This window comes from Pseudomonas sp. stari2, from assembly GCF_040760005.1.
Lineage (GTDB): Bacteria > Pseudomonadota > Gammaproteobacteria > Pseudomonadales > Pseudomonadaceae > Aquipseudomonas.
In genome coordinates, this window is sequence record NZ_CP099760.1 from 5,345,001 (window position 1) to 5,369,340 (window position 24,340).

General features: G+C 58.8%; 24 protein-coding genes and 1 pseudogene (1 of these 25 running past the window's edge). 12 read left to right on the top strand and 13 right to left on the bottom strand.

Annotated features, from left to right (window positions below; genetic code table 11):
- The 3 genes from NH234_RS24435 to NH234_RS24445 all read left to right on the top strand — a co-directional run.
- Positions 1 to 229 carry the 3' portion of a hypothetical protein gene (locus NH234_RS24435; protein ID WP_085733699.1) on the top strand. Its footprint begins 101 nt before the window's first position, so the window shows 229 of its 330 coding nt (coding positions 102-330); the start codon falls outside the window, past its left edge; it ends in the stop codon at positions 227 to 229.
- A gap of 177 nt (positions 230 to 406) precedes the next feature.
- A complete protein-coding gene (locus tag NH234_RS24440; RefSeq protein ID WP_085733698.1) occupies positions 407 to 1,105 on the top strand; it encodes a hypothetical protein in 699 nt (232 codons plus the stop codon).
- Between the two features lie 59 nt (positions 1,106 to 1,164).
- Positions 1,165 to 3,096 carry an alkaline phosphatase D family protein gene (locus NH234_RS24445; RefSeq protein WP_367254505.1) on the top strand — a complete coding sequence of 644 codons (1,932 nt, stop codon included), beginning with the start codon at positions 1,165 to 1,167 and terminating at the stop codon, positions 3,094 to 3,096.
- A 90-nt stretch (positions 3,097 to 3,186) separates the two neighbouring features.
- Here the strand turns inward: NH234_RS24445 and NH234_RS24450 are convergent, their stop codons facing one another.
- Positions 3,187 to 4,359, bottom strand: coding sequence for an aspartate aminotransferase family protein (locus tag NH234_RS24450; RefSeq protein WP_085733696.1), 1,173 nt, complete (start codon positions 4,357 to 4,359; stop codon positions 3,187 to 3,189).
- 102 nt (positions 4,360 to 4,461) lie between these two features.
- On the opposite strand from NH234_RS24450, the gene NH234_RS24455 reads away from it, so the two are divergent.
- From NH234_RS24455 to NH234_RS24465, 3 genes are all read left to right on the top strand, one after another.
- Positions 4,462 to 5,367, top strand: a complete 906-nt coding sequence (locus NH234_RS24455; RefSeq protein ID WP_085733695.1) for a LysR family transcriptional regulator — start codon at positions 4,462 to 4,464, stop codon at positions 5,365 to 5,367.
- 70 nt (positions 5,368 to 5,437) lie between these two features.
- A complete protein-coding gene (locus tag NH234_RS24460; protein WP_085733694.1) occupies positions 5,438 to 5,842 on the top strand; it encodes a GNAT family N-acetyltransferase in 405 nt (134 codons plus the stop codon).
- Positions 5,843 to 5,905: 63 nt separating this feature from the next.
- Positions 5,906 to 6,421 (top strand): DUF6622 family protein, encoded by a 516-nt coding sequence (locus NH234_RS24465; protein WP_367254507.1) that lies wholly within the window; start codon positions 5,906 to 5,908, stop codon positions 6,419 to 6,421.
- A gap of 18 nt (positions 6,422 to 6,439) precedes the next feature.
- Here the strand turns inward: NH234_RS24465 and msrA are convergent, their stop codons facing one another.
- The 3 genes from msrA to msrB are packed head-to-tail and all read right to left on the bottom strand — an operon-like array spanning position 6,440 to position 9,530.
- On the bottom strand, positions 6,440 to 7,144 hold the full coding sequence (gene msrA / locus NH234_RS24470; RefSeq protein WP_367254509.1) for a peptide-methionine (S)-S-oxide reductase MsrA: 705 nt from the start codon (positions 7,142 to 7,144) through the stop codon (positions 6,440 to 6,442).
- A gap of 15 nt (positions 7,145 to 7,159) precedes the next feature.
- Positions 7,160 to 8,968, bottom strand: a complete 1,809-nt coding sequence (locus NH234_RS24475) for a cytochrome c biogenesis protein DipZ (protein WP_367254511.1) — start codon at positions 8,966 to 8,968, stop codon at positions 7,160 to 7,162.
- Positions 8,969 to 9,011: 43 nt separating this feature from the next.
- Positions 9,012 to 9,530: a peptide-methionine (R)-S-oxide reductase MsrB gene (gene msrB / locus NH234_RS24480; protein ID WP_085733690.1), complete on the bottom strand. Its 519-nt coding sequence runs from the start codon at positions 9,528 to 9,530 to the stop codon at positions 9,012 to 9,014.
- A 151-nt stretch (positions 9,531 to 9,681) separates the two neighbouring features.
- On the opposite strand from msrB, the gene NH234_RS24485 reads away from it, so the two are divergent.
- The 3 genes from NH234_RS24485 to NH234_RS24495 all read left to right on the top strand — a co-directional run bounded on the left by NH234_RS24485 (position 9,682) and on the right by NH234_RS24495 (position 12,740).
- A complete protein-coding gene (locus NH234_RS24485; RefSeq protein ID WP_085733689.1) occupies positions 9,682 to 10,398 on the top strand; it encodes a response regulator transcription factor in 717 nt (238 codons plus the stop codon).
- Complete coding sequence (locus NH234_RS24490; protein ID WP_085733688.1) at positions 10,395 to 11,915, top strand: HAMP domain-containing sensor histidine kinase; 1,521 nt, start codon at positions 10,395 to 10,397, stop codon at positions 11,913 to 11,915. The genes NH234_RS24485 and NH234_RS24490 overlap by 4 nt, the downstream gene beginning before the upstream one ends.
- A 120-nt stretch (positions 11,916 to 12,035) precedes the next feature.
- The gene (locus NH234_RS24495) at positions 12,036 to 12,740 is read left to right on the top strand and encodes a hypothetical protein (protein ID WP_085709373.1); all 705 of its coding nucleotides are present in this window, start codon (positions 12,036 to 12,038) and stop codon (positions 12,738 to 12,740) included.
- 69 nt (positions 12,741 to 12,809) lie between these two features.
- Here NH234_RS24495 and NH234_RS24500 read toward each other — a convergent pair whose 3' ends face one another.
- The 6 genes from NH234_RS24500 to cyoA all read right to left on the bottom strand — a co-directional run bounded on the left by NH234_RS24500 (position 12,810) and on the right by cyoA (position 18,334).
- Entirely contained in the window at positions 12,810 to 13,301 is a 492-nt protein-coding gene (locus tag NH234_RS24500; protein ID WP_085709372.1) for a RidA family protein, read from the bottom strand.
- A gap of 194 nt (positions 13,302 to 13,495) precedes the next feature.
- The gene (cyoE, locus tag NH234_RS24505) at positions 13,496 to 14,383 is read right to left on the bottom strand and encodes a heme o synthase (RefSeq protein WP_039765651.1); all 888 of its coding nucleotides are present in this window, start codon (positions 14,381 to 14,383) and stop codon (positions 13,496 to 13,498) included.
- 10 nt (positions 14,384 to 14,393) lie between these two features.
- A complete protein-coding gene (gene cyoD / locus NH234_RS24510) occupies positions 14,394 to 14,729 on the bottom strand; it encodes a cytochrome o ubiquinol oxidase subunit IV (protein WP_065261339.1) in 336 nt (111 codons plus the stop codon).
- Positions 14,729 to 15,355: a cytochrome o ubiquinol oxidase subunit III gene (locus tag NH234_RS24515; RefSeq protein ID WP_007956720.1), complete on the bottom strand. Its 627-nt coding sequence runs from the start codon at positions 15,353 to 15,355 to the stop codon at positions 14,729 to 14,731. The genes cyoD and NH234_RS24515 overlap by 1 nt, the downstream gene beginning before the upstream one ends.
- Before the next feature lie 3 nt (positions 15,356 to 15,358).
- Positions 15,359 to 17,389, bottom strand: coding sequence for a cytochrome o ubiquinol oxidase subunit I (cyoB, locus tag NH234_RS24520; RefSeq protein ID WP_085701769.1), 2,031 nt, complete (start codon positions 17,387 to 17,389; stop codon positions 15,359 to 15,361).
- A 3-nt stretch (positions 17,390 to 17,392) separates the two neighbouring features.
- Positions 17,393 to 18,334: a ubiquinol oxidase subunit II gene (gene cyoA, locus NH234_RS24525; RefSeq protein WP_065261342.1), complete on the bottom strand. Its 942-nt coding sequence runs from the start codon at positions 18,332 to 18,334 to the stop codon at positions 17,393 to 17,395.
- 27 nt (positions 18,335 to 18,361) lie between these two features.
- On the opposite strand from cyoA, the pseudogene NH234_RS24530 reads away from it, so the two are divergent.
- Positions 18,362 to 18,663: pseudogene (locus NH234_RS24530) on the top strand (hypothetical protein).
- 494 nt (positions 18,664 to 19,157) lie between these two features.
- Here NH234_RS24530 and NH234_RS24535 read toward each other — a convergent pair.
- The 3 genes from NH234_RS24535 to hmpA all read right to left on the bottom strand — a co-directional run bounded on the left by NH234_RS24535 (position 19,158) and on the right by hmpA (position 21,591).
- Positions 19,158 to 19,667: a disulfide bond formation protein B gene (locus NH234_RS24535; RefSeq protein WP_085709370.1), complete on the bottom strand. Its 510-nt coding sequence runs from the start codon at positions 19,665 to 19,667 to the stop codon at positions 19,158 to 19,160.
- Between the two features lie 25 nt (positions 19,668 to 19,692).
- Positions 19,693 to 20,253, bottom strand: a complete 561-nt coding sequence (locus NH234_RS24540; RefSeq protein ID WP_085733686.1) for an ester cyclase — start codon at positions 20,251 to 20,253, stop codon at positions 19,693 to 19,695.
- A gap of 156 nt (positions 20,254 to 20,409) precedes the next feature.
- On the bottom strand, positions 20,410 to 21,591 hold the full coding sequence (gene hmpA, locus NH234_RS24545) for an NO-inducible flavohemoprotein (RefSeq protein WP_367254515.1): 1,182 nt from the start codon (positions 21,589 to 21,591) through the stop codon (positions 20,410 to 20,412).
- A 163-nt stretch (positions 21,592 to 21,754) separates the two neighbouring features.
- Here hmpA and norR point away from each other — a divergent pair, with 163 nt between their 5' ends.
- Together norR and NH234_RS24555 are read left to right on the top strand one after the other, a co-directional pair.
- Complete coding sequence (gene norR, locus NH234_RS24550) at positions 21,755 to 23,308, top strand: nitric oxide reductase transcriptional regulator NorR (RefSeq protein ID WP_085733684.1); 1,554 nt, start codon at positions 21,755 to 21,757, stop codon at positions 23,306 to 23,308.
- 123 nt (positions 23,309 to 23,431) lie between these two features.
- Positions 23,432 to 24,334 carry a chemotaxis protein gene (locus tag NH234_RS24555; RefSeq protein WP_085733683.1) on the top strand — a complete coding sequence of 301 codons (903 nt, stop codon included), beginning with the start codon at positions 23,432 to 23,434 and terminating at the stop codon, positions 24,332 to 24,334.
- Positions 24,335 to 24,340: the final 6 nt, after the last annotated feature.

A 24,340-nucleotide genomic window follows, 5' to 3' on the forward strand; every position in this document is an offset into this window, starting at 1 on the left:
CTACCAACGGGACGTGTTCAAACTGTTAATACGCCGGGACGACATCGCGACCATCCAACTCAAGATGAATGAATGCCTGAGTCTGGCGATGGACGCCGTGGGTGGCGTCGAGAAGCCTTTGGGGCGCGAACTGAACAGATTGTCAGTCGATTTCAGCCATGTACAGTCAATGGCCCAATTGGATGCGCCACTTCAAGCACTCAGGGGCTACCTGCAAGAGATACTGTGAATCGAGGTCAACCCACACCACCACACGCCTTCCTTTACTACCAGGCATATATAGTCGACTGCATGGATGAAGACAGTGGCGCGAGGCCTCTATTTTGATATCTTGCCATCCATCTTTAGCGCTCCCCATCGGGAATGGTGCTGATACCAGGCTTTGAAAGTTTAAGGAAAGGATCGAATGGATTTTTTGCGTTTTCTGGCATTTGTCGCGGCGTGGGGCTTCATGTGGCGGTGGGTCGTGAAAAACCGCGGTAGCTGGAACCTCATTATTGGCAACCTCATTGGTGCGGCGGGCGGGTTCATTGTCGGCCTCGTAGTATTCTCCATCAGCCTGTCGTTGTTTCCGTCTGCGCACGAGCCGAAAAGCCAGTCAGCGCCCGAAGTCGTAGATCAGGAGCCAGCCATAGCGCAGGTGCCGACCCCAGCCATTGCACCCACGCCGGACACTACGCAAAAGACCTCACCGGCAGAGTCCGCGCTGCTTCCGAATTACCGCGCCCGCGCCGTAAAATCGATATCCGAAAATCTCATCTTGACCGAGCTCGAAGAAACCTCTCTGCCGCTCATAGAAGCAAAACGCCAAGCCGCTGGTAACGGAGCAGATGCCGACAGATCTTACATGGCCGTCCTAATGTGCACTCCTCCGATGCAGAGCGCTCTGCGCTTTCCCTCTACCCAGCATGTCAAAGGGCCAGCTTTCAAAGCGACACGCTTGAAAGACCAGAACTATAAAGTCACCGGTGTGTTTGAAGCAGACAATATGCTGGGCAAAGCTGTCACCTACGACTACAGCTGTTCGGTGCAGGCAGTGCCAGGCAAGGATGGCGATACCCAGTGGAATTTGCAGGATTTGAGCCTGACTCAAAAAGCGCTCTGAAGAGCGCTTGCCGGCTGCGTTATCATCGCAGGCCTGCGTGCCAAGAGTCTTGAAGCCGGATGTCCGAATCCCTGCCATCACCCGATTACCTTGCGATCTTGCCGCCCGTGCTGGCCGGCCCATTACTACGACGCCTGGAACCTTCACGCCTTGTGATGTGGCTGGTGGGTAGTCGGACGCTTTCGCTGACTCTGCGTCTGCACGGTGTCGGGGACATCCCCCTGGATGGTAAGACATGCACGGTCATCCCCGCAGGAAAGCATGCCCACATCCATTTGATAGATGTTGTGCTAGAGACCCCACTGCCCTGCGATACCTTGATCGAATATGACCTAATGATCGGGCAAGGCGCGACCGGCATTGCCGATTGGGCGCCACATTTACTCTATGGTGAGGCCCGCTGCGCGAATTTTGTGGTGCGCTCTCGAATCGACCAGCTGCTCCATGGATCCTGTCGCAAGCCGCACCACCCGGCAGCAGATGGCTTGTTATGCGTCGACCGACTGCTCGCCGTCGAAACCAGCCCGTCACTGCGCCCGGCGCTGTTGATGATGAGCGGCGATCAGGTCTACACCGATGACGTCGCCGGCCCAATGCTGCGAGCGATCCACACGCTGATCGATCGACTCGGCCTGTTCGATGAGCACCTCGAAGGTGCTGTAGTCAGCGACAGCACCAAACTCTACGAACACCCGGCCAGCTACTACCACCGCGCGGATTTGTTACCGGCGCTTGAGAGCAACGAGACATTGCGTGAGCGATTTTTCGGCGGAACACGCAAGCCGATTTTCACCAGCAGCAGTGCTGACAACCATTTGGTGACGTTCGCCGAAGTCATGGCCATGTACTTGTTGGTTTGGTCGCCAACGCCCTGGGCATTAATCAACCCGCAACCACCGGCGCTGACGCACGAACGCCGAATGCGCTATACCCTGGAGCAGACCCGGATCGATACCTTCAAGGCAGGCCTTGGCAACGTTGCCCGAGCATTGGCGCACTTGCCGAGCCTGATGATCTTCGATGACCACGACATTACCGACGACTGGAATCTTTCCGCGCAGTGGGAAGAAACGGCCTACGGCCATCCGTTCTCCAAACGCATCATTGGCAATGCGCTGATCGCTTATATGTTATGTCAGGGCTGGGGCAACAATCCGGATGTTTTCAGCGCATTGCTGGAGAAAACCAGACGCCTGAGCGCCAGCGGTGACAACCATTATCTCGACGCCCAAGTGCAGGACAATCTGATCCAGGAACTGCTGCGCTTCCAGAACTGGCACTTTGTGCTGCCGGCCACCCCGGCGCTGGTGGTAATCGACACTCGAACCCGACGCTGGCGCAGCGAGATGGCGCTCAAACAACCTTCAGGTTTACTGGACTGGGAAGCCCTGAGCGAACTGCAACAGGAACTGCTCGATCATCCGTCAGCGATCATCGTCTCACCGGCACCGATCTTCGGTGTGAAATTGATCGAAACCGTGCAAAAGATATTCAGTTGGTGCGGCTATCCACTGTTGGTGGACGCGGAAAACTGGATGGCCCATCGCGGCGCCGCCCAAGTGATCCTGAACATTTTCCGACACTCGCGCACACCCGGCAATTACGTGGTGCTGTCAGGGGACGTGCATTATTCCTTCGTCTACGAAGTGCTTATCCGACATCGCAAGGCCGGCCCACGGATCTGGCAAATCACCAGCAGCGGTATCAAGAACGAATTCCCGAAAACCTTGCTGGAATGGTTCGACCGCCTGAACCGCTGGCTCTACTCACCCCGCTCACCGCTGAACTGGCTGACCAAACGCCGGCGCATGCGCATCGTGCCGTATGTTCCCGAGCACGCCGAAACAGGCGAACGCCTGTGGAATTCGGCAGGGATTGGTCAGGTATTTTTCAATGAACAAGGGCAGCCGCAGGAGATCATTCAGCACAACTCGAACGGCGCGCCGAAGACCCGGATGCTGGCGCCGGATCTGACGGATTATCCTGATTAGGATTGCGACAATATCCGACGATAGATTTACCCGGATGAAAAAATGGCTGCCGAAAAAAATCGGCAGCCATTTCAGACGATATCGTGGTGGTCAGTTTGCCTCGAGCATCCGCCCCACTCCCCTCACAATCATCCCCACCTCCCGCTCATCAATTGTCAGCGGTGGCAGCAGCCGTATCGTCTTGCCCCGAGTGACATTGATCAATAGCCCATGATCCCGCGCGGCAATCAGCGTCAGGTCGCGAATTGGCTGTTTCAGTTCGATGCCGATCATCAACCCCAACCCACGAATCGCCATCACATTCGGATTGCCCACCAGCTCCGCACGCAAGCGGCTGAGCAAGCGCTCCCCTTGAATCCGCGCGTTCTCCAGCAGACCTTGTTCTTCGATGATGTCGAGCACGGTGCAGCCAACCCGACAGGCCAGCGGATTGCCGCCAAATGTGCTGCCGTGGCTGCCCGGGGTAAACAGTTCCGCCGCCCTGCCCCGTGCCAGACAGGCACCAATCGGCACACCGTTACCCAAGCCCTTGGCAAGGGTCATGACGTCGGGAACGATGCCTTCGTGCTGGAACGCAAACCAGCGCCCGGTCCGTCCGATACCGGTCTGGATTTCGTCGAGTATCAGCAGCCAGGCGTGGCGGCTGCAGAGTTCGCGCAAGGCTTTCAAGTAACCCGGCGGCGCCATTTGCACGCCGCTTTCTCCCTGGATTGGCTCGACCAGAATCGCCACGATCCGCTCGCCGTGCTGCCGCTGCACCTGCTCCAGTGCCTCAAGATCACCAAACGGCACTTTAACGAAATCACCCGGTAGATCGTTGAAACCCAGACGCACTGCCGGGCCATCACTGGCCGACAAGGTTCCCAGGGTACGGCCATGAAACGCATTGGCCATGACCACCACCAGCGGCTGCTCAATCCCCTTGCGCCAGCCATGCAATCGCGCCAGTTTCAACGCCGTTTCATTGGCCTCGGCGCCAGAGTTGTTGAAGAACGCCCGCTCCATTCCCGACAGCTGCGTCAGTTTCAGCGCCAGTTGCTGCTGCCAGTCGATGCTGTAGAGGTTGGACGTGTGCAGCAGCAATCCAGCCTGCTCGCTGATCGCCGAAACAATCCGCGGATGCGAATGCCCGACATTGGTCACCGCAACACCCGCGACGGCATCGAGGTACTCGCGACCGGCCTGATCCCACAGACGGGTGCCCAGACCTCTGGTGAAACTCAGGGCCAGCGGTTGGTATGTGTTCATCAGGGCGGCGGTCATGACTTCAAACTCCAGTGAAGGTCGGTGTGTTTGCAGTATGGTTAGCCACCAGAGCTGGATAAACTCGGCAAAACTTCAATCATTTAGAAGCAGGGCTTGATAATGGATTTATTCCAGTCAATGAGCGTCTACGTCAAAGTCGTGGAAGCCGGCAGCATGACCAAGGCCGCCCTACAGTGCGAAATGTCCACGACCATGGTCGGCAATCACCTTCGCGCACTGGAACAGCGACTCGGTGTACAACTGTTGCAACGCACCACCCGGCGTCAGCGCCTGACCGAATTCGGTACGGTCTATTACCAGCGTTGCCTGGAAGTATTGGGGCTTGTGAAAGACTCCGAACGTCTCGCCGAACAAACCATGGATGAACCGCGCGGTCTCCTGCGCATTACTGCGCCACTCACCTTTGGCGTCGAACGACTGGCTCCCGCACTGAGCGAGTTTTCCCTGCAATACCCGCAGGTAAAAATGGATGTGGTCTTGACCAACCGCCGACCGGATCTGATGGAAAGTGGTCTCGATGTGGCGTTCAGGCTCGGCCATTTCGAACAGTCGAACCTGATCGCCCGACCACTGATCGACTACACCCTAACGGTGTGCGCCTCCCCGGAATACGTAGCCCGGCGCGGCATGCCTCTAACGCCTGAAGACCTGCAACAGCACGATTGCCTGTCATTCGCCTACCCCGCCGGCGATGACTGGCAATCGGTGGAAAAGCGCTGGCGCCTGAGTGGGCCGGAGGGTGAAATCATGATCGACGTCAGCGGGCCGATGCTGATGAACACCTCCGCCGGTTTGCATCAGGCTGCCCGTACCGGCATGGGCATCGTGATGTTGCCGGATGCACTGGTGGAACAGGATCTGCGCGACGGCAAACTGGTCACGGTGATTCCCGACTACCAACCGCCGAGCCGCCCATTGCACCTTCTATATGCACAGGATCGCTATCGACTGCCGAAGCTTCGGCGCTTCGTTGAGTTTGCGATGCAGACGTGGGGGAAAAGCTGACTACGCTTGGCATCCATCAAGCTTCTGCGACAAATCGCAATCACCCGGTCATCAAGGACTCGATCACCCAATGAAAATAGATCTGACGGTACGCGATCTTCTACCCGCCGAAACGGAATCGGTGCGGTTGTTTCTCGGGCAGCACGGCTGGGCGCATCGAGTCGGATCTCCGGAGTATTTCGCGCAGTTGATTCAAAACTCGCAGCGAACGGCTGTTGCGCTATTGGGTGAACAGATCATTGGCTTCGCTCGTGGCATTACTGACGGTTTATCCAACGGCTATCTGTCGATGGTGGTCGTTGATGTGCACTACCAACGCAATGGCGTGGGCCGGGCGTTGGTAGATCATGTGATGGGCGACAACCCCGATATCACTTGGGTACTGCGCGCCGGGCGCCAGGGAGCCGAAGCATTTTTTACCCGCCTGGGGTTTGAAACCTCAGTGATTGCGATGGAACGCCCGCGATTGAAATAACGGGTACTGAATGCGACCTCGGCTATTATCCATCTTCTTCTTTTTCAGCATGGATGCTGCACGATGCTCACGATTCTGCAAAACACCCCGATACGGGCCTACGTGTTTTTTCTGCTTGTGGTTTATTTCGGGATCAAGGCGTTTTCTTCCCGCCGTGAAAGCCGTCTCTCGATGCTCATCACACCACCGGCGTTTCTGGCATGGTCCCTGTATTCCCTGAATCTGAAGATCGACCCGGTCCTGTTTTTAAGCAGTTGGTTCGGCGCGCTATTGCTGGGTAGTCTCTCGGCCTGGCTGTTTTTTTCCCGTAAGGGTGTGGTACTCGATGACTCCGCGACGGGGCTGATCATGCCTGGCACCGTGAAAATCCTGATCATGTTCCTGATGTTTTTTTTCGCAAACTATTACTTCGGATATCAGGATGCCGTAAATCCGGAGCTTGCCGCGTCCCCCGACATGCTGCTACTCAAGGCCAGCGTGTCGGGCTTCATGTGCGGCCTGATCAGTACCCGCTCGCTAAAACTCTACAGGATACTGCGAACCCTCACCGCCCGACAGTTGCCAGTGACCGCACAGTAACCATCGGACAACCGGTGATCACGACCCGTTTTTCACCAGCACCGGTTTCTCCTGATAACGCTGGGCAAACAACTGCTTCAACTGCGCCACTTTCGGCATGTCGTTGATCACAATGTACGGATAGCTTGGGTGTTCGGTCAGGAAGTCCTGGTGATAGTCCTCCGCCGGGTAAAACCCGTTGAAAGTTTCCAGCCGGGTGACGATGGGTTTGCTGTAAACATGGGTGGCGTCCAGTTGCGCAATGTAGGCCTGGGCCACTCGTTGCTGATCAGCATTGACCGGGAACAGCGCCGAGCGATATTGGGTGCCGCTGTCCGGCCCCTGGCGATTGAGTTCGGTCGGGTTGTGAGCCACCGAGAAGTAGATCTGCAACAGGCTGCCGTAACTGACCTGAGTCGGGTCGAAGGTGACTTGCACCGATTCGGCATGGCCGGTATCCCCTTCGCTGACCCGTTCGTACTCCGCCGTATTCGCCGCGCCACCGGCGTAACCCGACACGGCTTTCTGCACACCTTTGACGTGCTGGAAAACACCCTGTACTCCCCAGAAGCAGCCACCGGCAAACACCGCGGTTTCAGTGTGTGCCTGGGTGTTTTCGTCGAGTGCCGGCGGCGGAATGACCACACCCTCCTCGGCCCCGAAAGAAAACGCCGAGCACTGCGCGATAACCCCAGCTGTCGCGACGCCCAGCAGCCGACGACGCCAGATAGTTTGAGCTTTCATGTTCTGTACTCCTGATCAGCCGAAGGTAAAGGCGTAAGCCGACACGCCCGGATCGAGAAACTCGATGCTGAAGGTGCGGTCCTTCACATCAGCGGTTTGCCGTACCAATTGATACAAGCGTTGTTCGGTCACGCGACCGCTGCCGTCAGGCGCCACGTCGACACCGTGGGAATCGCCCGGCGCCTGACCATCGATCATCACTTTGAAGCGCACCGGTTTTCCGTCCGCCCCTGGGCCCAGCACCAGGTGCAGGTCGCGGGCATGGAAGCGATAAACGATACGACTGGCCGGCGCACTGGCCGTGGCGCGTTCGGCACCGACCGCCCATTGGCCGCCGAGGCTCCAGTCATTCAGGGCAAGATTTGCAGGTGTCTTGTAGGCCGCGACCTTGTCAGGCACCAGGCTGGTTTCCGGTACGAAATGTTCTGCACGCTGGTAGCCGACATAAGTTTCCGGTGACAGCACCTGGTTCATATCCGGCGCGAGTTGCACGCCTTGGGCGTCTGCGTTGATCAGGCCATCAGCCACGGTTTTCGCTCCGGCCTCACGCAACAGTTGCTGGATGACCCGTTCCGATTCGGCGTAGTCCCCTTCGCCAAAATGGTGGTATCGAATGTGCCCTTGTGCGTCGGCAAAGTAATGCGCCGGCCAGTATTCATTGTCGAAAGCACGCCAGATCTTGTAGTCGTTATCGATGGCCACCGGGTAATTGATGCCCAGTTCTTTCAGCGCTTTGGTGACGTTGCCTACATCACGCTCGAAAGCGAATTCCGGCGCATGCACACCGATCACCACCAGTCCCTGATCGCGATATTTCTCGGCCCAGGCTTTGACGTATGGAAGAGTGCGAAGGCAGTTGATGCAGGAGTAAGTCCAGAAATCCACCAGCACCACTTTGCCTTTGAGTGCCTGCGCGTCCAGCGGCGCCGAGTTGAGCCACTGCACCGCACCATCAAGCGCCGGCAACTGACCTTCGACCGGCAGCGAGCCGGGTGCTTTGGCGGCCATTTTCATCGCGCCGCCGGCTGCCATCATGCTGCCGTTTGCCGCGTCCTCCGCCGCGGGAATTTGCGCCATCATCGTGCCGTTGCCCTGAGGGGATTTGCCCGAGAGCTTGCCGACCAAGGCCTGTTCCAGCCTACCGGTGGATGCCGTAGAAAAACTCGCCAGAATCCCGGTATCGAGGCCCAGCGCAATGGCGGCCACACCGGCCAGCATCGCGGCCCCGAGTCCGCGCCGGATCCACTCGCCAGTCCCGATCGAACGCTTCATCACCGCGAAGACCTTACCGCCCAGCAGCAAAGCCGCAGCCAGCGAAGTCGCGGCGCCCGCCGCATAGGCGAGCAACAACAGCGTGGTGGCGATGCTTGCACCTTGCAGCGCGGCACCGGTCAGAATCAGCCCGAGGATTGGCCCGGCGCAAGGCGCCCACAGCAGCCCCGTGGCGACGCCGATCAGAAACGAAGCGCCCGGACGCGGACGACTGTCCTGGCCGGCGGCCTCCGACAAGCGACTGCCGGCGGACACCAGCGGCCGGGTCAGACGCTCGGCCAGACGCGGCAACAGCAGCGTCAGCCCGAACAGTGCAACGAACAGCAACGCGAGCCAGCGACCGTACTGATTGACTTGTACCACCCAACCGCCGCCCACCGCCGCCAACGAGGCGACGAGCGCGAAGGTCAGCGCCATCCCCGCCAACAGCGGCAAGCCACTTTTGATAAACGGCTGCCCGGTGCGAGCGAAGACAAAAGGCAGAACCGGCAGGATGCACGGGCTGACGATCGTCAGCACACCACCGAGATAAGCGAGAACCAAGAGCCACATAGTGTCGTCCTGTTGTAAGTGAAGATCGCCGGCGAACCACGACTCAGGCCGCCACGGGTTTGAAGGTCATGGCCAGACCGTTCATGCAGTAACGCAGACCGGTGGGCTTGGGCCCGTCGTCGAACACATGACCGAGGTGACCGCCGCAACGCCGGCAGTGAACTTCCTCCCGGGTCATACCGAAGGAACGGTCCTGGCGGGTGGCCACGGCGTGTTCCAGCGGTGCCCAGAAACTCGGCCAGCCGGTACGGCTGTCGAATTTGGTCTCGGACGAGAACAGCGCCAGATCGCACCCGGCACAGGCAAACGTGCCGGTCCGATGTTCGTTGTTCAGCGGGCTGCTGTAGGCGCGTTCCGTACCCTCTTTGCGCAGCACGTCGAATTGCTCGTCTGTCAGCAGCGCATGCCACTCACTGTCGCTGTGGGTCACTTCAAACGCTTCTTCGGCCAACGCCTCGTCGACCAGCACAGAGCCAGTGGATAACTTTGGCAATACACCGGCCAGAAGGGCTGCAAGCCCCAGCCCGCCGCCCGTTGCCAGAATCTGTCGCCGTGAAAACATGGCCGTCTCCCAAAATTCCAGATACCTGTCGTGGAACACAGCCTAGGCTTGGGTTGATCGCCAAATCCTCACGGGAAGTTAAACAATTCGTGATAACTCGCGCTGAGGAAAACCCGCACAATGCGTTCATCGCGCCGAAGGATTGAGCTTCATGGAACAGACCAAACGCGTCCTGGTGGTCGAGGACGACCTGCACATTGCCGACCTCATTTGCCTGCACCTGCGGGACGAGCAATTCGAAGTGGTACACAGCGCCGACGGTGACGAAGGCATGCGTCTGCTGCAGCAAGGTCACTGGGATGCGCTCATCCTTGACCTCATGCTGCCGGGAGTAGATGGTTTGGAAATCTGCCGCCGCGCCCGGGCAATGGCCCGCTACACACCGATCATCATCACCAGCGCCCGCTCCAGCGAACTGCACCGCATCCTTGGCCTGGAACTAGGCGCCGACGATTACCTCGCCAAACCGTTTTCGATGCTCGAACTCGTCGCCCGGGTCAAAGCGCTGCTGCGCCGGGTCGATGCCATGGCCCGCAACCTGAAGATGGACGCCGGCAGCCTGAGCCTCGATGGTTTGACCATCGACCCGATCACCCGTGACGTGGCCCTCAATGGCCAGCGCCTGGACCTCACTCCCCGGGAATTCGATCTGCTGTATTTCTTCGCCCGTCAGCCGGGCAAGGTGTTCTCGCGCATGGATCTGCTCAACGCAGTCTGGGGTTACAGTCACGAAGGTTATGAACATACGGTCAACACCCACATCAATCGCCTGCGGGCGAAAATCGAGGTTGATCCGGCACAACCGGTGCGCATTCTCACGGTGTGGGGTCGTGGTTACAAATTCGGCACGAGCGCAGAGCAACCATGAAACTGACCCTGACGCAGCGCCTGTCCCTGGTATTCGCCGTACTGCTGCTGGCGTGCTGCGGCACGTCGGCGTGGTTGCAGGTGCGCTCCAGCCAGATGCATGAGCTGGAGGTGGTGCAGGGTCTGTCCCGGGATCTGGCGCAGCACATCGCCCATGACACGGTGCTGATGGACAGCAACGGCCTGATGCCTGGCGCGGTGCGCGAGTTGTTCAGCCAGTTGATGCTGGTCAACCCGAGTGTCGAGGTGTACCTGCTCGACACCGAAGGCCGGATCGTCGGCAACGCGGCACCGGAAGGACGCCTGCGTCGGCAGACTGTCGATCTCGTGCCGATTCATCGACTGCTCAATGATCAACCGTTGCCGATCCTCGGCGACGACCCGCGCAGCGTCGATGGGCGCAAGGTCTTCAGCGCGGCGCCATTGCAGGTCAACGGCAAGGCGGCCGGTTACCTTTACGTGGTCCTGCTCAGCGAAGCGCACGACCGATTCGCCGAGCGCGGCGCCACCAGTGCGGCGCTTAACACGGCGCTGCTGTCCATCGGACTCGTGGCGTTCCTGTGCCTGATTGCCGGTCTGACGGCATTCAACCTGATCACCCGGCCATTGCGTCGGTTGACCGAAACCGTGAGCCAATTCGACATCGACGGCGCACCGCAATCACTGCCAGCCCCGCCCACGCCTGTGGACAAGTCCGCTGACCCGGACGAAATCGCCGTGCTCGACGCAGCGTTCCGGCAAATGCAAAACCGCCTCGGTGAACAGTGGCGCTCATTGACCCGCCAGGATCAGGAGCGCCGGGAACTGGTGGCGAATATTTCCCACGACCTGCGCACACCGCTGGCCTCGCTGCATGGTTACCTGGAAACGCTGTCGCTCAAGGACGCTACCCTGTCTCCGGAGGAACGCCGCCGCTATCTGGGGATCGCCCTGGATCAGAGCCGCAAGGTCGGCGGACTCGCGCAATCGTTGCTGGAACTGGTGCGCCTTGAACATGGTTTCGTGCAGCCTGTGCTGGAACAATTTTCCCTGACCGACCTGGTGCAGGACATCTTCCAGAAATTCGAACTGGGCGCCGAAGCCCGGAACGTCGAACTCAAGGCCTGTTTCAGCGCCAACCTGCCAACTGTCTGCGCTGACCTCGGGCTGATCGAACGGGTGCTGACCAACCTGTTCGATAACGCCTTGCGTCATACGCCGCCGGGGGGCGAAATCGAACTCGGTCTGAAACCCCAGGGTGCCCTGGTTGAAATCACCGTCAGTGACACAGGCCCCGGCATCGCCGCCGAGTTGCGTGAAGGTTTGTTCCTGCGTCCCTTCAATATCGGCGGCGCGCGGCGCGACGGCGGACTGGGCCTGCGAATCGTGCACCGGATCCTGCAACTGCACGGGCGCGAAATCCAGTTGCTCGATGTCGCAGGACGGGGCGCGACCTTTCGCTTCTCGCTGCCAGTGGATCAACAGAACGCGGAACAGTGGATCGTGCGTTCGATGAACCTGAATACGCCGGGCAAATAATCAACTCCACCGGGCCGTTGCTCCGTGACAACAACGTCCCACTCCCCTAAATTAGTCGGCCTGAAAAAGCCCCCCATGCTTTCTCGTCTCATCTCAAGTTAAAAAAGTAGTGAAATTTCAATGTCCGATTTCAACACCGCTGAATCCGTAGTCACCCTGTCGTCCAAAGCGGAATACGAAAACTCCATCAATCTTTCACAACACATTCCACAAGCGAAGATCATCAGCGAGATGGTGCTCGACGCGTTCCAGTCGACCCGCGAGAGTGAGCAAATCCGCGAACTGCGTGCCGCGATCCGTCAGGCCCACGATCGCTTCGATGACGATCAGGCCTACGAGCTGATGGGCCAGCTCAAGCGCCTGAAGGACGCCGAGGCAGCCGACATCGCAGCCCTCGAAGACCTGAGCAGCAAGTTCCCGATCAGCCGCATCCTGTCCAGCTTCAAGGACGATCCGGCGTTCCAGGAAATCGTCTATGGCCTGGCCCTCAAAGTGCTGAACCAGACCCATCAGGCGATCAGCAACCCGAGCGGCGGCAAGAGCAAAGCCGCGCGCGCCAAGAAAGACGTCGAAGTGTTCAGCATCAGCAAGGACGGCATCAGCGTGACCCTGCCAATGCGCACGCCGCGTTCGCGCCTGAGCGTGGATCGTGAGGCGCTGGAATTCCTCGGCTTCACCTTCGTCGGTGAAGGCGAAGAAGCAGAAATCGAAGGCGAGACCTTCGTCGACAACGCCGGCACCGAACACGCGATCAACCGCAAGAACATCATCACCGCCCTGCAACAGCAGACAGCGTTCGATGGTTACAGCATCGCTGCCCAGTAAGCGCAGCGCTGACGAAAAAGCCCCGCTCTGAATCTCAGGCGGGGCTTTTTGTTGCGCGGCTTTCAGCGCTTACGCCGACGGATGTACCGCCGCGATCATGTCGACTTCGATGGCCGCGTTTTTCGGCAACTGATAGACGCCGACGGTGGTGCGGGTATGGCGGCCGGCATCCCCCAGCACATAACTGAAGACGTCGGATGCTCCGTTGGCCACTTCGCTCAGGTCGACGAAGTCCGGGGTCGACTTCACATAGACCGTGACCCGCAACAGCGCCCTGACCTTGTCCAGCGAACCGACCGCATCGACGATGAATGCCAGGCAACGCATGGCGCTGATGCTCGCGGCGGCTTGCGCGTCCTTGAGCGTCAGCTCCAGCCCGACCCGGCCGGGATACTGAATCTTGCCCTCGGTGCGCGGCACCATGCCACTGATGTACAGCTCATCGTGATGACGAACCAGCGGTGCGTAGTTGCCGCCCACCGTGTTCTCGCCATTGATGTCGTAATTAAGCTCTTTTGCCAGGGCAATGAAACGTTCGTCGCAGGTCATCCTCTCAGTCATTTCGCCCAGCCTCTTGATCGATGCATGTAGTTGGATCCGAATCTAGGGCTTTTGCCTGGGGACCGCAACCTGTCGATTTCTGGTTAATCATTTACGCATGAACCAAAACCGCTGTGAGGGATTCACCTGCAGCGGACAACAAAAAACCCCGCTCATCTCTCGATGAACGGGGTTTCTCGTACAACGTTCGAACCTTACGGCGCGTACGTCAGCAACAGCTCGGTCGGCACCTTGAAGTCCAGGGACATCATGACGCTCAACGCGGTGATGGTGAAGATCGAAAACACGAATAGCTTGCGTGCCCAGACCGTGTCATCCACCGCCTTGTAGCCGGTCCAGGCCATGTACAACCAGTACATGCCCATGGCCGCGGCAACGGCGAGGTAGCTCATGCCGGCGTAGCCGCTGAAGGTCAGCATCAGGGTCGCCACGAGGAACGCCAGGATGTAGAACAGGATGTGCTTCTTGGCCACCTGAATTCCGCGCTTCACTGGCAGCACCGGAATCGATGCGGCCAGGTAATCGTTGAAGCGGAAGATCGCGATGGCGTAGGAATGCGGCATCTGCCACAGGCTGAACATCACCAGCAGGGTCAGCGCGGCCATGTCGAAGCTGTTGGTCACGGCCACGTAACCGATCACCGGCGGCATGGCGCCCGACAGACTGCCCACCAGCGTGCCGTGAACCGACTTGCGCTTGAGGTACAGGCTGTAGAAGCCGACGTAGATGATGAAGCCGATCACGGCGAACAGGGCAGCCAACGGGTTGGCCACCTTGTACAGCAACGCAACGCCGGCGACACCCAGGACGGTCGCATAGACCAGAGCCAGTTTCAGGGAGATCAGGCCCTGGACCAGCACCCGGTTCTTGGTGCGTTCCATCTTCAGGTCGATGTCGCGGTCGATGCAGTTGTTGAACACGCAACCGGAGGCCACGACCAGGGAAGTGCCGATCATGGCGGCCAGGAACACCGCCAGATCTACATGCCCTTTCGAGGCCAGGAAGAACCCGCCTGCCACAGAAAGCACGTTACCGAAAATGATCCCCGGTTTGGTGATTTGGATAAAGTGCTTGAGCGACATCGGGTCTACCTCACTTCGCCATCATGAACGTGTGGATGCTGAACATGATCCACAGCGACAGGCCGACCAGCAGCAGGATCACGATGGCCGTAAAGACGAACGCGATCACGTTGTTACGCTGAGCCACGGAGCGGTCCAGGTGCAGGAAGTAATACAGGTGAACGATCACCTGGATCACTGCGAACAGCAGGACGATTGCCAGCGTGGTGGACTTCGGCAGGGTCGGGAACATCACCAGGCCGAACGGGATGACGGTCAGGATCACCGACAGGATGAAGCCGATGGCGTACGACTTTACGCTGCCGTGGCCAGCATCATGGCTGTCATGGGAGTGTGCATTAGCCATTACAGGGTCCCCATCAGGTAAACAACGGTGAATACGCAGATCCACACCACGTCCAGGAAGTGCCAGAACAGGCTCAGGCAGCTCAGACGGGTCTTGTTGGTCGCCGTCAGGCCGTGCTTGTTGACCTGGTACATCATGATGCCCATCCAGATCAGACCCGCGGATACGTGCAGACCGTGGGTACCGACCAAGGTGAAGAACGCCGACAGGAAGCCCGAACGGCTAGGACCGAAGCCCTCGGAGATCAGCAGGTGGAACTCGTTGATCTCCATGGCGATAAAGCCTGCGCCGAGCAGGAAGGTCATGAACAACCAGCCCAGAACCTGCTGCTTTTTACCTTTGTACAACGCCAGCATGGCGAAGCCGTAGGTGATCGAACTGAACAACAGCAGAGCGGTTTCGCCCAGCACGTATGGCAGTTCGAAGATGTCGTGGCCCGACGGGCCACCGGCAACGTTGTTTACCAGTACCGCGTACACCGCGAAGATCGACGCAAACAGAATGCAGTCGGTCATCAGGTAGAGCCAGAAACCGTATACGGTCATCTCGCCCGAGTCGTGGTGATGGTCATCGTGCCCATGGTCATGGCCATGGGCGTGTCCAGCATTGGTCACTAAGTTCGACATTGTTTAAGCCTGTTCCAACTTGGTTTCAACACGGGTCGCGGAAGCAGGGATCTTCCCGGCCGCTACCAGACGCTTGTGCTGCTCGGCTTCGATGCGCTCGATCGTTTCAACCGGAACCATGTAGCCCTGGTCGTCACGTGCAGCGTGGATCACGAAGTAGATGACAGTGCCGGCCAGGCTGGCGATCGCCAACCACCAGATGTGCCAGATCATCGCGAAACCGAATACGGTCAGCAGTGCGCCCATCACCACGCCAGTGGCGGTGTTGTTCGGCATGTGGATCGGCTCGTACTTGGCCGGAGTCTGGTACGCAGTACCGTTTTCCTTGGCTTCGGTGAACGGGTCGATGCAGTCAGCCTTAGGCAGCACAGCGAAGTTGTAGAACGGAGGTGGCGACGAGGTCGACCATTCCAGGGTATGGGCATTCCACGGGTCACCGTGTTCGCACATGTTTTCCGGCTTGTTGCGGTCACGTACCGAGACGTACAGCTGGATCAGCTGGCAAGCGATACCCACAGCGATCAGGATCGCACCGAACATGGCAACGTACAGGTACGGTACCCACTCAGGGTTGGTGGTAGCGTTCAGACGACGGGTCATGCCCATGAAGCCCAGTGCATAGAGCGGCATGAACGCGACGAAGAAGCCCGAGATCCAGAACCAGAACGCTGCTTTACCCCAGCCTTCGTGCAGCTTGAAGCCGAACGCTTTCGGGAAGTAGAAGCCGAAGCCTGCGATGTAGCCGAATACCGCGCCGCCGATGATCACGTTGTGGAAGTGCGCGATCACGAACAGGCTGTTGTGCAGAACGAAGTCAGCACCCGGGATGGCCAGCAGTACGCCGGTCATGCCGCCGATGGCGAAGGTCACCATGAAGCCCAGGGTCCACAGAACCTGGCTGGTGAAGCGCAGACGGCCCTGGTAGATGGTGAACAGCCAGTTGAACAGTTTCACACCCGTCGGGATGGAAATCAGCATCGTCGCCAGACCGAAGAAGGCGTTGACGCTGGCACCCGAACCCATGGTGAAGAAGTGGTGCAGCCAAACCATGAAGCCCAGTACCGAGATCGCGCCCGAAGCGTAGATCATCGAGTGGTGGCCGAACAGTTTCTTGCCGGTGAAGGCCGAGATCACTTCCGAGAAGATGCCGAAGGCCGGCAGGATCAGGATGTAAACCTCAGGGTGGCCCCATGCCCAGAACAGGTTGACGTACATCATTGGATTGCCACCAAGTTCATTGGTGAAAATGTGGAAATCCATGTAACGGTCAAGGGTCAGCAGTGCCAGGGTAGCGGTCAGGATCGGGAACGAAGCCACGATCAGAACGTTTGCCCAGGTGCAGGTCCAGGTGAAGATCGGCATGTCCATCAGTTTCATGCCCGGGGTACGCATTTTCAGCACGGTCGCGAGGAAGTTAACCCCCGTTAGCGTTGTACCCAGACCCGATAGCTGTAGCGCCCAGATGTAGTAGTCCATCCCCACGCCAGGGCTGTATTGCAGACCCGACAACGGTGGATACGCTACCCAGCCAGTCTTGGCGAATTCGCCGACGCCCAGGGACAGGTTGATCAGCACGACGCCGGACACCAGCAGCCAGAAGCTCAGGGAGTTCAGGAACGGGAACGCAACGTCACGGGCGCCGATCTGCAGCGGCACTGCAAGGTTCATCAGGCCGGTGAAGAATGGCATCGCCATGAAGATGATCATGATCACACCGTGAGCGGTGAAGATCTGGTCATAGTGTTCAGGTGGCAGGTAGCCAGGCGAACCCTCGGTGGCCATGGCCAGCTGGGTACGCATCATGATGGCGTCGGCAAAGCCACGCAGCAGCATGACCATGGCAACGATGATGTACATCACGCCGATTTTCTTGTGGTCGACCGACGTCAGCCACTCGGTCCACAAGTAAGTCCACTTCTTGAAGTAGGTGATTGCAGCGAACAACGCCAGACCACCGAGCGCGATCATCGAGATGGTGACCATCACGATCGGCTCGTGGAAAGGGATCGCTTCCCAACTTAATTTACCAAACATCGTTTACTCCTCTGCCCCGGCAGCTGAATGCGAATTCGAGTCCATATCCGTTGCCGCCACTTCTTTCTCTTTCTTCTCGTGCTTCAGCGGCTTGCCCGGTTTCATGCCTTCGTACTTGTCGACGATGGTCTGGAACAGGTTCGGCGTGACCGAGGAGTAGAGCTCGACTGGATTGTTCTGGCTTGGCTTGGCAAGGGCTGCGTATTCAGCTTGTTCAAGCTGTTTAGGTGCCTTTTTGACTTCACTTACCCAGGCGTCGAAATCTTCCTGAGAAGTTGCGATCGCTTTGAATTTCATACCGGTGAAACCAGCGCCGCTGTAGTTGGCGGAGATACCGTCCATTTCAGCGTTGCGGTCAGCGATCAGGTGCAGCTTGGTGGTCATGCCCGCCATCGCGTAGATCTGGCCGCCCAGGCCCGGGATGAAGAACGAGTTCATCACCGCGTCCGAAGTGATCCGGAAGTTAACTGGCGTGTGCGCCGGGAACACGATCTTGTTGACCGTGGCGATGCCTTGTTCCGGGTAGATGAACAGCCACTTCCAGTCCAGCGCGACCACTTCGATGGTCACCGGCTTGACGTCGGACTCGATCGGACGATACGGATCCAGCGAGTGGGTCGACTTGTAGGTGATGTAACCCAGGGCAATGATGATCAGGACCGGAATGGTCCAGACTGCCACTTCGATCTTGGTCGAGTGCGACCATTTCGGGGTGTAGACGGCGTTCTTGTTGGAGGCGCGGTACTTCCAGGCGAACAGGAAGGTCATGACGATGACCGGCACAACGACCAACAGCATCAGCAGCGTAGCGGTGATGATCAGGTTGCGCTGTTCCAGGCCGACCTGGCCCGTTGGATTGAGCAAGGTCATGTTGCAGCCTCCCAGCAACAACGTGCCGAGCAGCGGCACTAGGCCTAGTAATCTGGGGTACCTGTTTTTACTCATCTCACGACCTCTAAAGCAGCTTGCGCAATGCAGTTGGGTTTTGATCGCCAACACTTCACCCTGCCAAGGGTTGGCATTTTCTTTGGATTGAATAAGGGCCGCCCGTCGCGCGTCAGACGCTCGACAAATCCTGGGACAGCGGTCAGTTCTTATTCGAATTCGTGGTCAAAGGCCTTGTTACAGACCAATTCCATTTGGTGCGGAAAGTTGGAAGGCACCGACACCTGGGTGTCTCGCAAGCCTTTCGGCCCCTCGACACCCGACTTCCTGCTCAGTTCCTTATAAAGGCTGAACAGTGCCGGGAATTCAGTGCGGGCGATTGTAGATAGGTAGCGCCCTATACACCATGTCTTATCCCGAAATAATTTTTATCGCTCAGAGCAACAATCCATCACCGTTTTTGCAAAAGTTCCGCATGTTATCGAAATTGATTCTCAACAAAAACACCAAAAAATGTAGGTGTACCTGGCTCGGATCAGACAGTTCCGAAGACTTTTTCCGACACTGTGAAGCGCTTAAACCCCGATAACCCAAGGGCTTTGGCCAAGTGCCACAGGTTGTTAAAACTGCCTGCTTCGGCACCAGCGTCCCAAAGCCGAAAAACCCTGAAACAGACCAATCCTTTTTTGTAACAACACTCCAATCCGGGCCTGCGAAAGACACTGCGACACGGCGTGTGTGACAACATGTCGCACACCTGTCGCACCGTCCCTTGCCGTTCGTCACGACGTTTTCACAAAGACCCTGAAATGCAAAACGCCCCGATTTGCATCACTGCAAATCGAGGCGTTTGTGTTATCGGCGCACAGGCCGAAAAGTTGACTCAGCGCAATGCTTTTCGGTTGCGCGAGGTCAGCAGCGGCACCAGGATCACCACCAGCACAAAGGCCACCAGAGCCCATTGCGCCAGCGACAGGCCAAGAATCGGCGGGTACGGCGTCGAGCAGAAACCGTCTACTTGAAAGCCCAGCGGGAAGATCTTCGCCAGCGGCAGGTCATCGACGATCGGCTGCAGCACATCGATGCCACAGCTCACTGCCGGGTAGAACTGGGTGTACACGTGATGCCCGGCGACACCGGCCCCGGCAATCGCGCAGATTACCACCAGCACTTCGAACACGGTGATGCTGCGGCGGGTACGCATGGCCGCGCCGATAAACGCGAACAGCGCGATCAACAGCAAGGCATAACGCTGCAGGATGCACAGCGGGCATGGTGCCTCGCCCAGCACGATCTGCATGTACAGCGCGCCACCGATCAGCGCCAGGCAGATGACGCCCAGCAACACCAGATAGCGCCGTTCACGTCCCAATCGAATCGTTTCCTCGCTCATCGCGTTTCCCTTTCATGTCCATGGTTCAGCTGGCCGGCGGCTGCGCTTGCAGTTGCGCCATCAGGCTGATGTTGTCTTCGATATGCCAATTGGCCGCAATGCGACCGTTGTCGATCTGATAGATATCGGTTGCCCGGAAGTCTACACGCTGGCCCTGCCCTTTGAGAGCCTTGAACGTACCAGTGAAATGCCCGCGAAAGTGCAGATGCACCACCACGCGATCCCCGGCGACGATCATTTGCTCGATCTCGCAACTCAAGTCCGGCACCGCCGTGCGAAAGAACTTCGATGCCAGCAGCGGCCCGGTCGGCCCTTGCACCCGGCCTTCCGGCGGGGTCTTGTCGACAAACTGCGGCGACAGGGCCGCCGTGGCCAACGCCTCTTCGCCACTGTTCCAGAAACTGCCGTAACGCCGCGCCGCCAGTTCCATTGCATCACGCTGGGCCTGGGGCAGGCTCTGATCGACGATCAGGGTCTGCGGCTGGATCAACGCGGATTCGGCAAAGGCAAACGGACTGGACAGCAAGGCAATCGACAGGCCCAAAGTGGCCAGGCTGAAACGGCGGGAGGAAGCGAAGTGCGGCATGGGGGCGATCCTGATCATGTAAACGAACGAGCGCCTATCATCAGCATCGGGTAATAAACGATAAACCGGTTAAGAAACGATTAACCTTTAAACACTTTTTAAGAATCAGAACCGCTCAAAAAAAGCGACCCGAAAATCTCGGGTCGCTCATCAGGCTTATTCCAGAGCCGCCGCCGGCCCGAAGAACTCATACCGGCTCTGTTTCTCCGGTACACCCAGCGCCTTCAGGTGACGCTTGATCGCCCCCATGAAGCCTTTCGGCCCAAGGAAATAAGCGTCCACATCACGCTGCTCCGGCAGCCACTCACCCAACTGCTCCTGGCTCAGCAACCCGACCTTGTCCGCCACCGGGCTTACGCCATCGTCTTCGGCGTAGCAATAGAAACGCTTGAGTTGCGGATGACGCTCGGCCAGCCCGTCGATCCAGTCACGGAACGCATGCACGCTGCCGTTGCGCGCGCAGTGAATGAAATGTACCGGACGCTCGGTTTCCAGCGCTGCTTCCAGCATGGCCAGAGTCGGGGTGATGCCGACGCCGCCGCTGATCAGCACCAGCGGTTTGTCGCTGGCAGTCAGGGTGAACTCGCCTGAAGGCGGGAATAACTGGATGCTCGCACCGACATGCAGTTGATCGTGCAGGTGATTGGACGCGCGGCCGCCCGGTTCACGCTTGACGCTGATGCGGTACTGACCTTTGTTGGCCAGGGCCGACAGCGAGTAATTGCGGCGGATTTCTTCGCCGTCGAGGATCAGCTTCATGCCGATGTACTGACCTGGCTCGGCCACTAGGATCGGGCCTTTGTCTGCAGGCTCGAAGTAGAAGGAAATGATTTCCGCGCTCTCCTCGACCTTGGCTGCGACGATGAACTCTCGCGCTCCGCGCCAGCCGCCGACGGCTTGTTCTTTCTGGTCATAGATGGCGGTTTCCGCGCCGATCAGGATATCGGCCAACTGACCATAGGCTGCGCCCCAGGCACTCATCACTTCCGGGGTGGCGATTTCTTCGCCGAGCACTTCGGAGATGGCGCGCAGCAGGCAGGTGCCGACGATCGGGTAGTGTTCCGGCAGAATCTGCAACGCCACGTGCTTGTTGATGATCTTGGCCACCAGATCGCCCAACTGGTCGAGTTGATCGATGTGGCGGGCGTACATCAACACGCCGTTGGCCAAGGCACGAGGCTGATCACCGCTGGCCTGGTGAGCCTGGTTGAACAGTGGGCGGACTTTCGGGTACTCGGAGAGCATCATCCGGTAAAAATGGGTGATCAGCGCTTCACCGCCGCTTTCCAGCAGAGGCACAGTGGATTTGACGATGGCACGATCCTGGACGCTAAGCATAAGGGTGACTCCTGAGCTTTTTCTAAAAGTGCCTTATGTATTCCATCAATCGTGCCAACTATTTTTTCTATATAAATCAATAATTTGAAATTTATGTAGTCAGATCGACACAAGCACCTCTATAGTCGCTTCGACTACAACGCGTCTCTTTGACTACAAGCCTATGTCCGCCAAACCACTGCTCACCGCTCTGCTCCCGCTGGTTTCCGACCTGTCCCGCGAATTGCCTGAAGGCGAACGCTACCGGCGCCTGCTCGAAGCCATGCGCGCCTTGTTGCCCTGCGATGCAGCCGCATTGTTGCGTCTCGACGGTGAATGGCTGGTGCCGCTGGCGGTGGACGGGTTGAGCACCGACACTCTTGGGCGACGCTTCAAGGTCAGCGAACATCCGCGCTTTGAAGTGCTGCTGGCCGGAGAAGGGCCAACCCGTTTCGCCGCCGACAGCGATTTGCCCGACCCTTATGACGGTCTGGTCGATGGCCTCGACGACCATCTGGAAGTTCACGACTGCCTCGGCTGCCCGCTGTTCGTCGATGAAAAACTCTGGGGCCTGATCACCCTTGACGCACTCGATCCGGAGCGTTTCGAACCCATCGAACTCGATGCCCTGCAAGCCTTCGCCAGCCTCGCCTCGGCCACGGTCAACGCAGCCGAACGCATCGAACGTCTGGCCACTCGCGCCGAAGACGAACATCAGCGCGCCGAGGTCTATCGCCAGGCCAGCGGCCAGCAGAATCGCGAAATGATCGGCCAGAGCAAGGCCCACAAACGGTTGGTGGAAGAGATCAATCTGGTCGGCGGCAGCGACCTGACCGTGCTGATCACCGGGGAAACCGGGGTCGGCAAGGAACTGGTGGCCCAGGCGATCCACGCCGCCTCCCCGCGTGCCGACAAACCGATCATCAGCCTCAACTGCGCGGCCCTGCCGGACACGCTGGTGGAAAGCGAACTGTTCGGCCACGTGCGCGGCGCCTTCACCGGCGCCACCAGCGACCGGCGCGGCAAGTTCGAACTGGCGAACGGTGGCACGCTGTTTCTCGATGAAGTCGGCGAGTTGTCGCTGACGGTTCAGGCCAAACTTTTACGCGTGTTGCAGAGCGGCCAGTTGCAGCGCCTGGGGTCGGACAAGGAGCATCAGGTCGATGTGCGCCTGATCGCTGCGACCAACCGCGACCTGGCCGAAGAAGTACGCAGCGGTCGCTACCGGGCCGACTTCTACCATCGCCTCAGTGTTTACCCGTTGCGAGTACCGGCGCTGCGTGAACGGGGTCGCGATGTATTGCTGCTCAGCGGTTTTTTCCTCGAACAGAACCGCTCACGCATGGGCCTCAACAGCCTGCGCCTGAACAGCGACGCCCAGGAATCGTTGCTGGCCTACACTTGGCCGGGCAACGTGCGAGAACTGGAGCACTTGATCGGGCGCAGCGCGCTGAAAGCACTGGGCAACTGCAAGGTGCGGCCGAAGATTCTCAGTCTGAGCGCAGCGGATCTCGACCTGCCGCGCGAGGTTGTGGATAACTCGCCGGTGCCGTCCGAAGCCGTTGTCACCCAGCCAGTGATCGGCGGCGACCTGCGCACCGCCACCGAGCAGTATCAGCGACAGTTGATCAGCGCAGCACTCGAGCGCAATCAGGACAACTGGGCCAGTGCCGCCCGTGAACTGGGACTGGACCGGGCAAATCTGGGGCGGCTGGCCAAGCGGCTGGGCATGAAATGAACGCCTCGTCGTCGGATTGGCGCCAGAATCTCTAAAGCCTGCCGGTTACACGTCGATAACCCGGCATCGATACCTGCTGACGATCCGTGTGATCGTCGCTCACCTTTTCCACAGAAGGTTTTTATGTCTTCCAACAAAGCCCGCGCAGATTCACTTTCGCTTCTGCTGTTTACCTTGCGCAGCGGCAAGCTGATGGCGATCAACCTGCTGAAGGTCAGTGAAATCATCCCCTGCCCGCCGCTGACCAAGCTGCCGGAGTCGCACCCCCACGTCAAAGGCATCGCCACTTTGCGCGGCGCTTCGCTGTCGGTGATCGACCTGAGCCGTGCCATCGGCGAGCGGCCGCTGGAAGACCCGAACGGCGGCTGCCTGATCGTCACTGACGTCAGCCGTTCGAAGCAGGGTCTGCACGTACAGGCGGTGAGCAAAATCGTGCATTGCCTGACCACCGACATCAAACCGCCGCCGTTCGGTTCCGGCGGTTCCCGCGCCTACATCACTGGCGTGACCTCGGTGGACGGCACGCTGGTGCAGGTGCTGGACATCGAAAAAGTCATCCACGGCATCGCCCCGGCGCAGATCGACATGGCCCCGACCGAGCTGAGCATGGAAGACGCCGAAGTGCTGGGCAACGCGCGAATCCTGGTGGTCGACGACAGTCAGGTGGCGTTGCAGCAATCGGTGCACACCCTGCGCAACCTCGGCCTGCAATGCCACACCGCCCGCAGCGCCAAGGAAGCCATCGACTGCCTGCTGGACCTGCAAGGCACGGCGCAGCAGATCAACCTGATCGTTTCCGACATCGAAATGTCCGAGATGGACGGCTACGCCTTCACCCGCACCCTGCGCGAGACGCCGGACTTCGCCCACCTCTACGTGCTGCTGCACACCTCGCTGGACAGCGCGATGAACAGCGAAAAGGCCCGCCTTGCTGGCGCCAACGGGGTGCTGACCAAGTTCTCCTCACCCGAGCTGACCCACTGCCTGATCGAAGCGGCCAAACACGTCGCCGCCCATGGACACTGAGTCTTG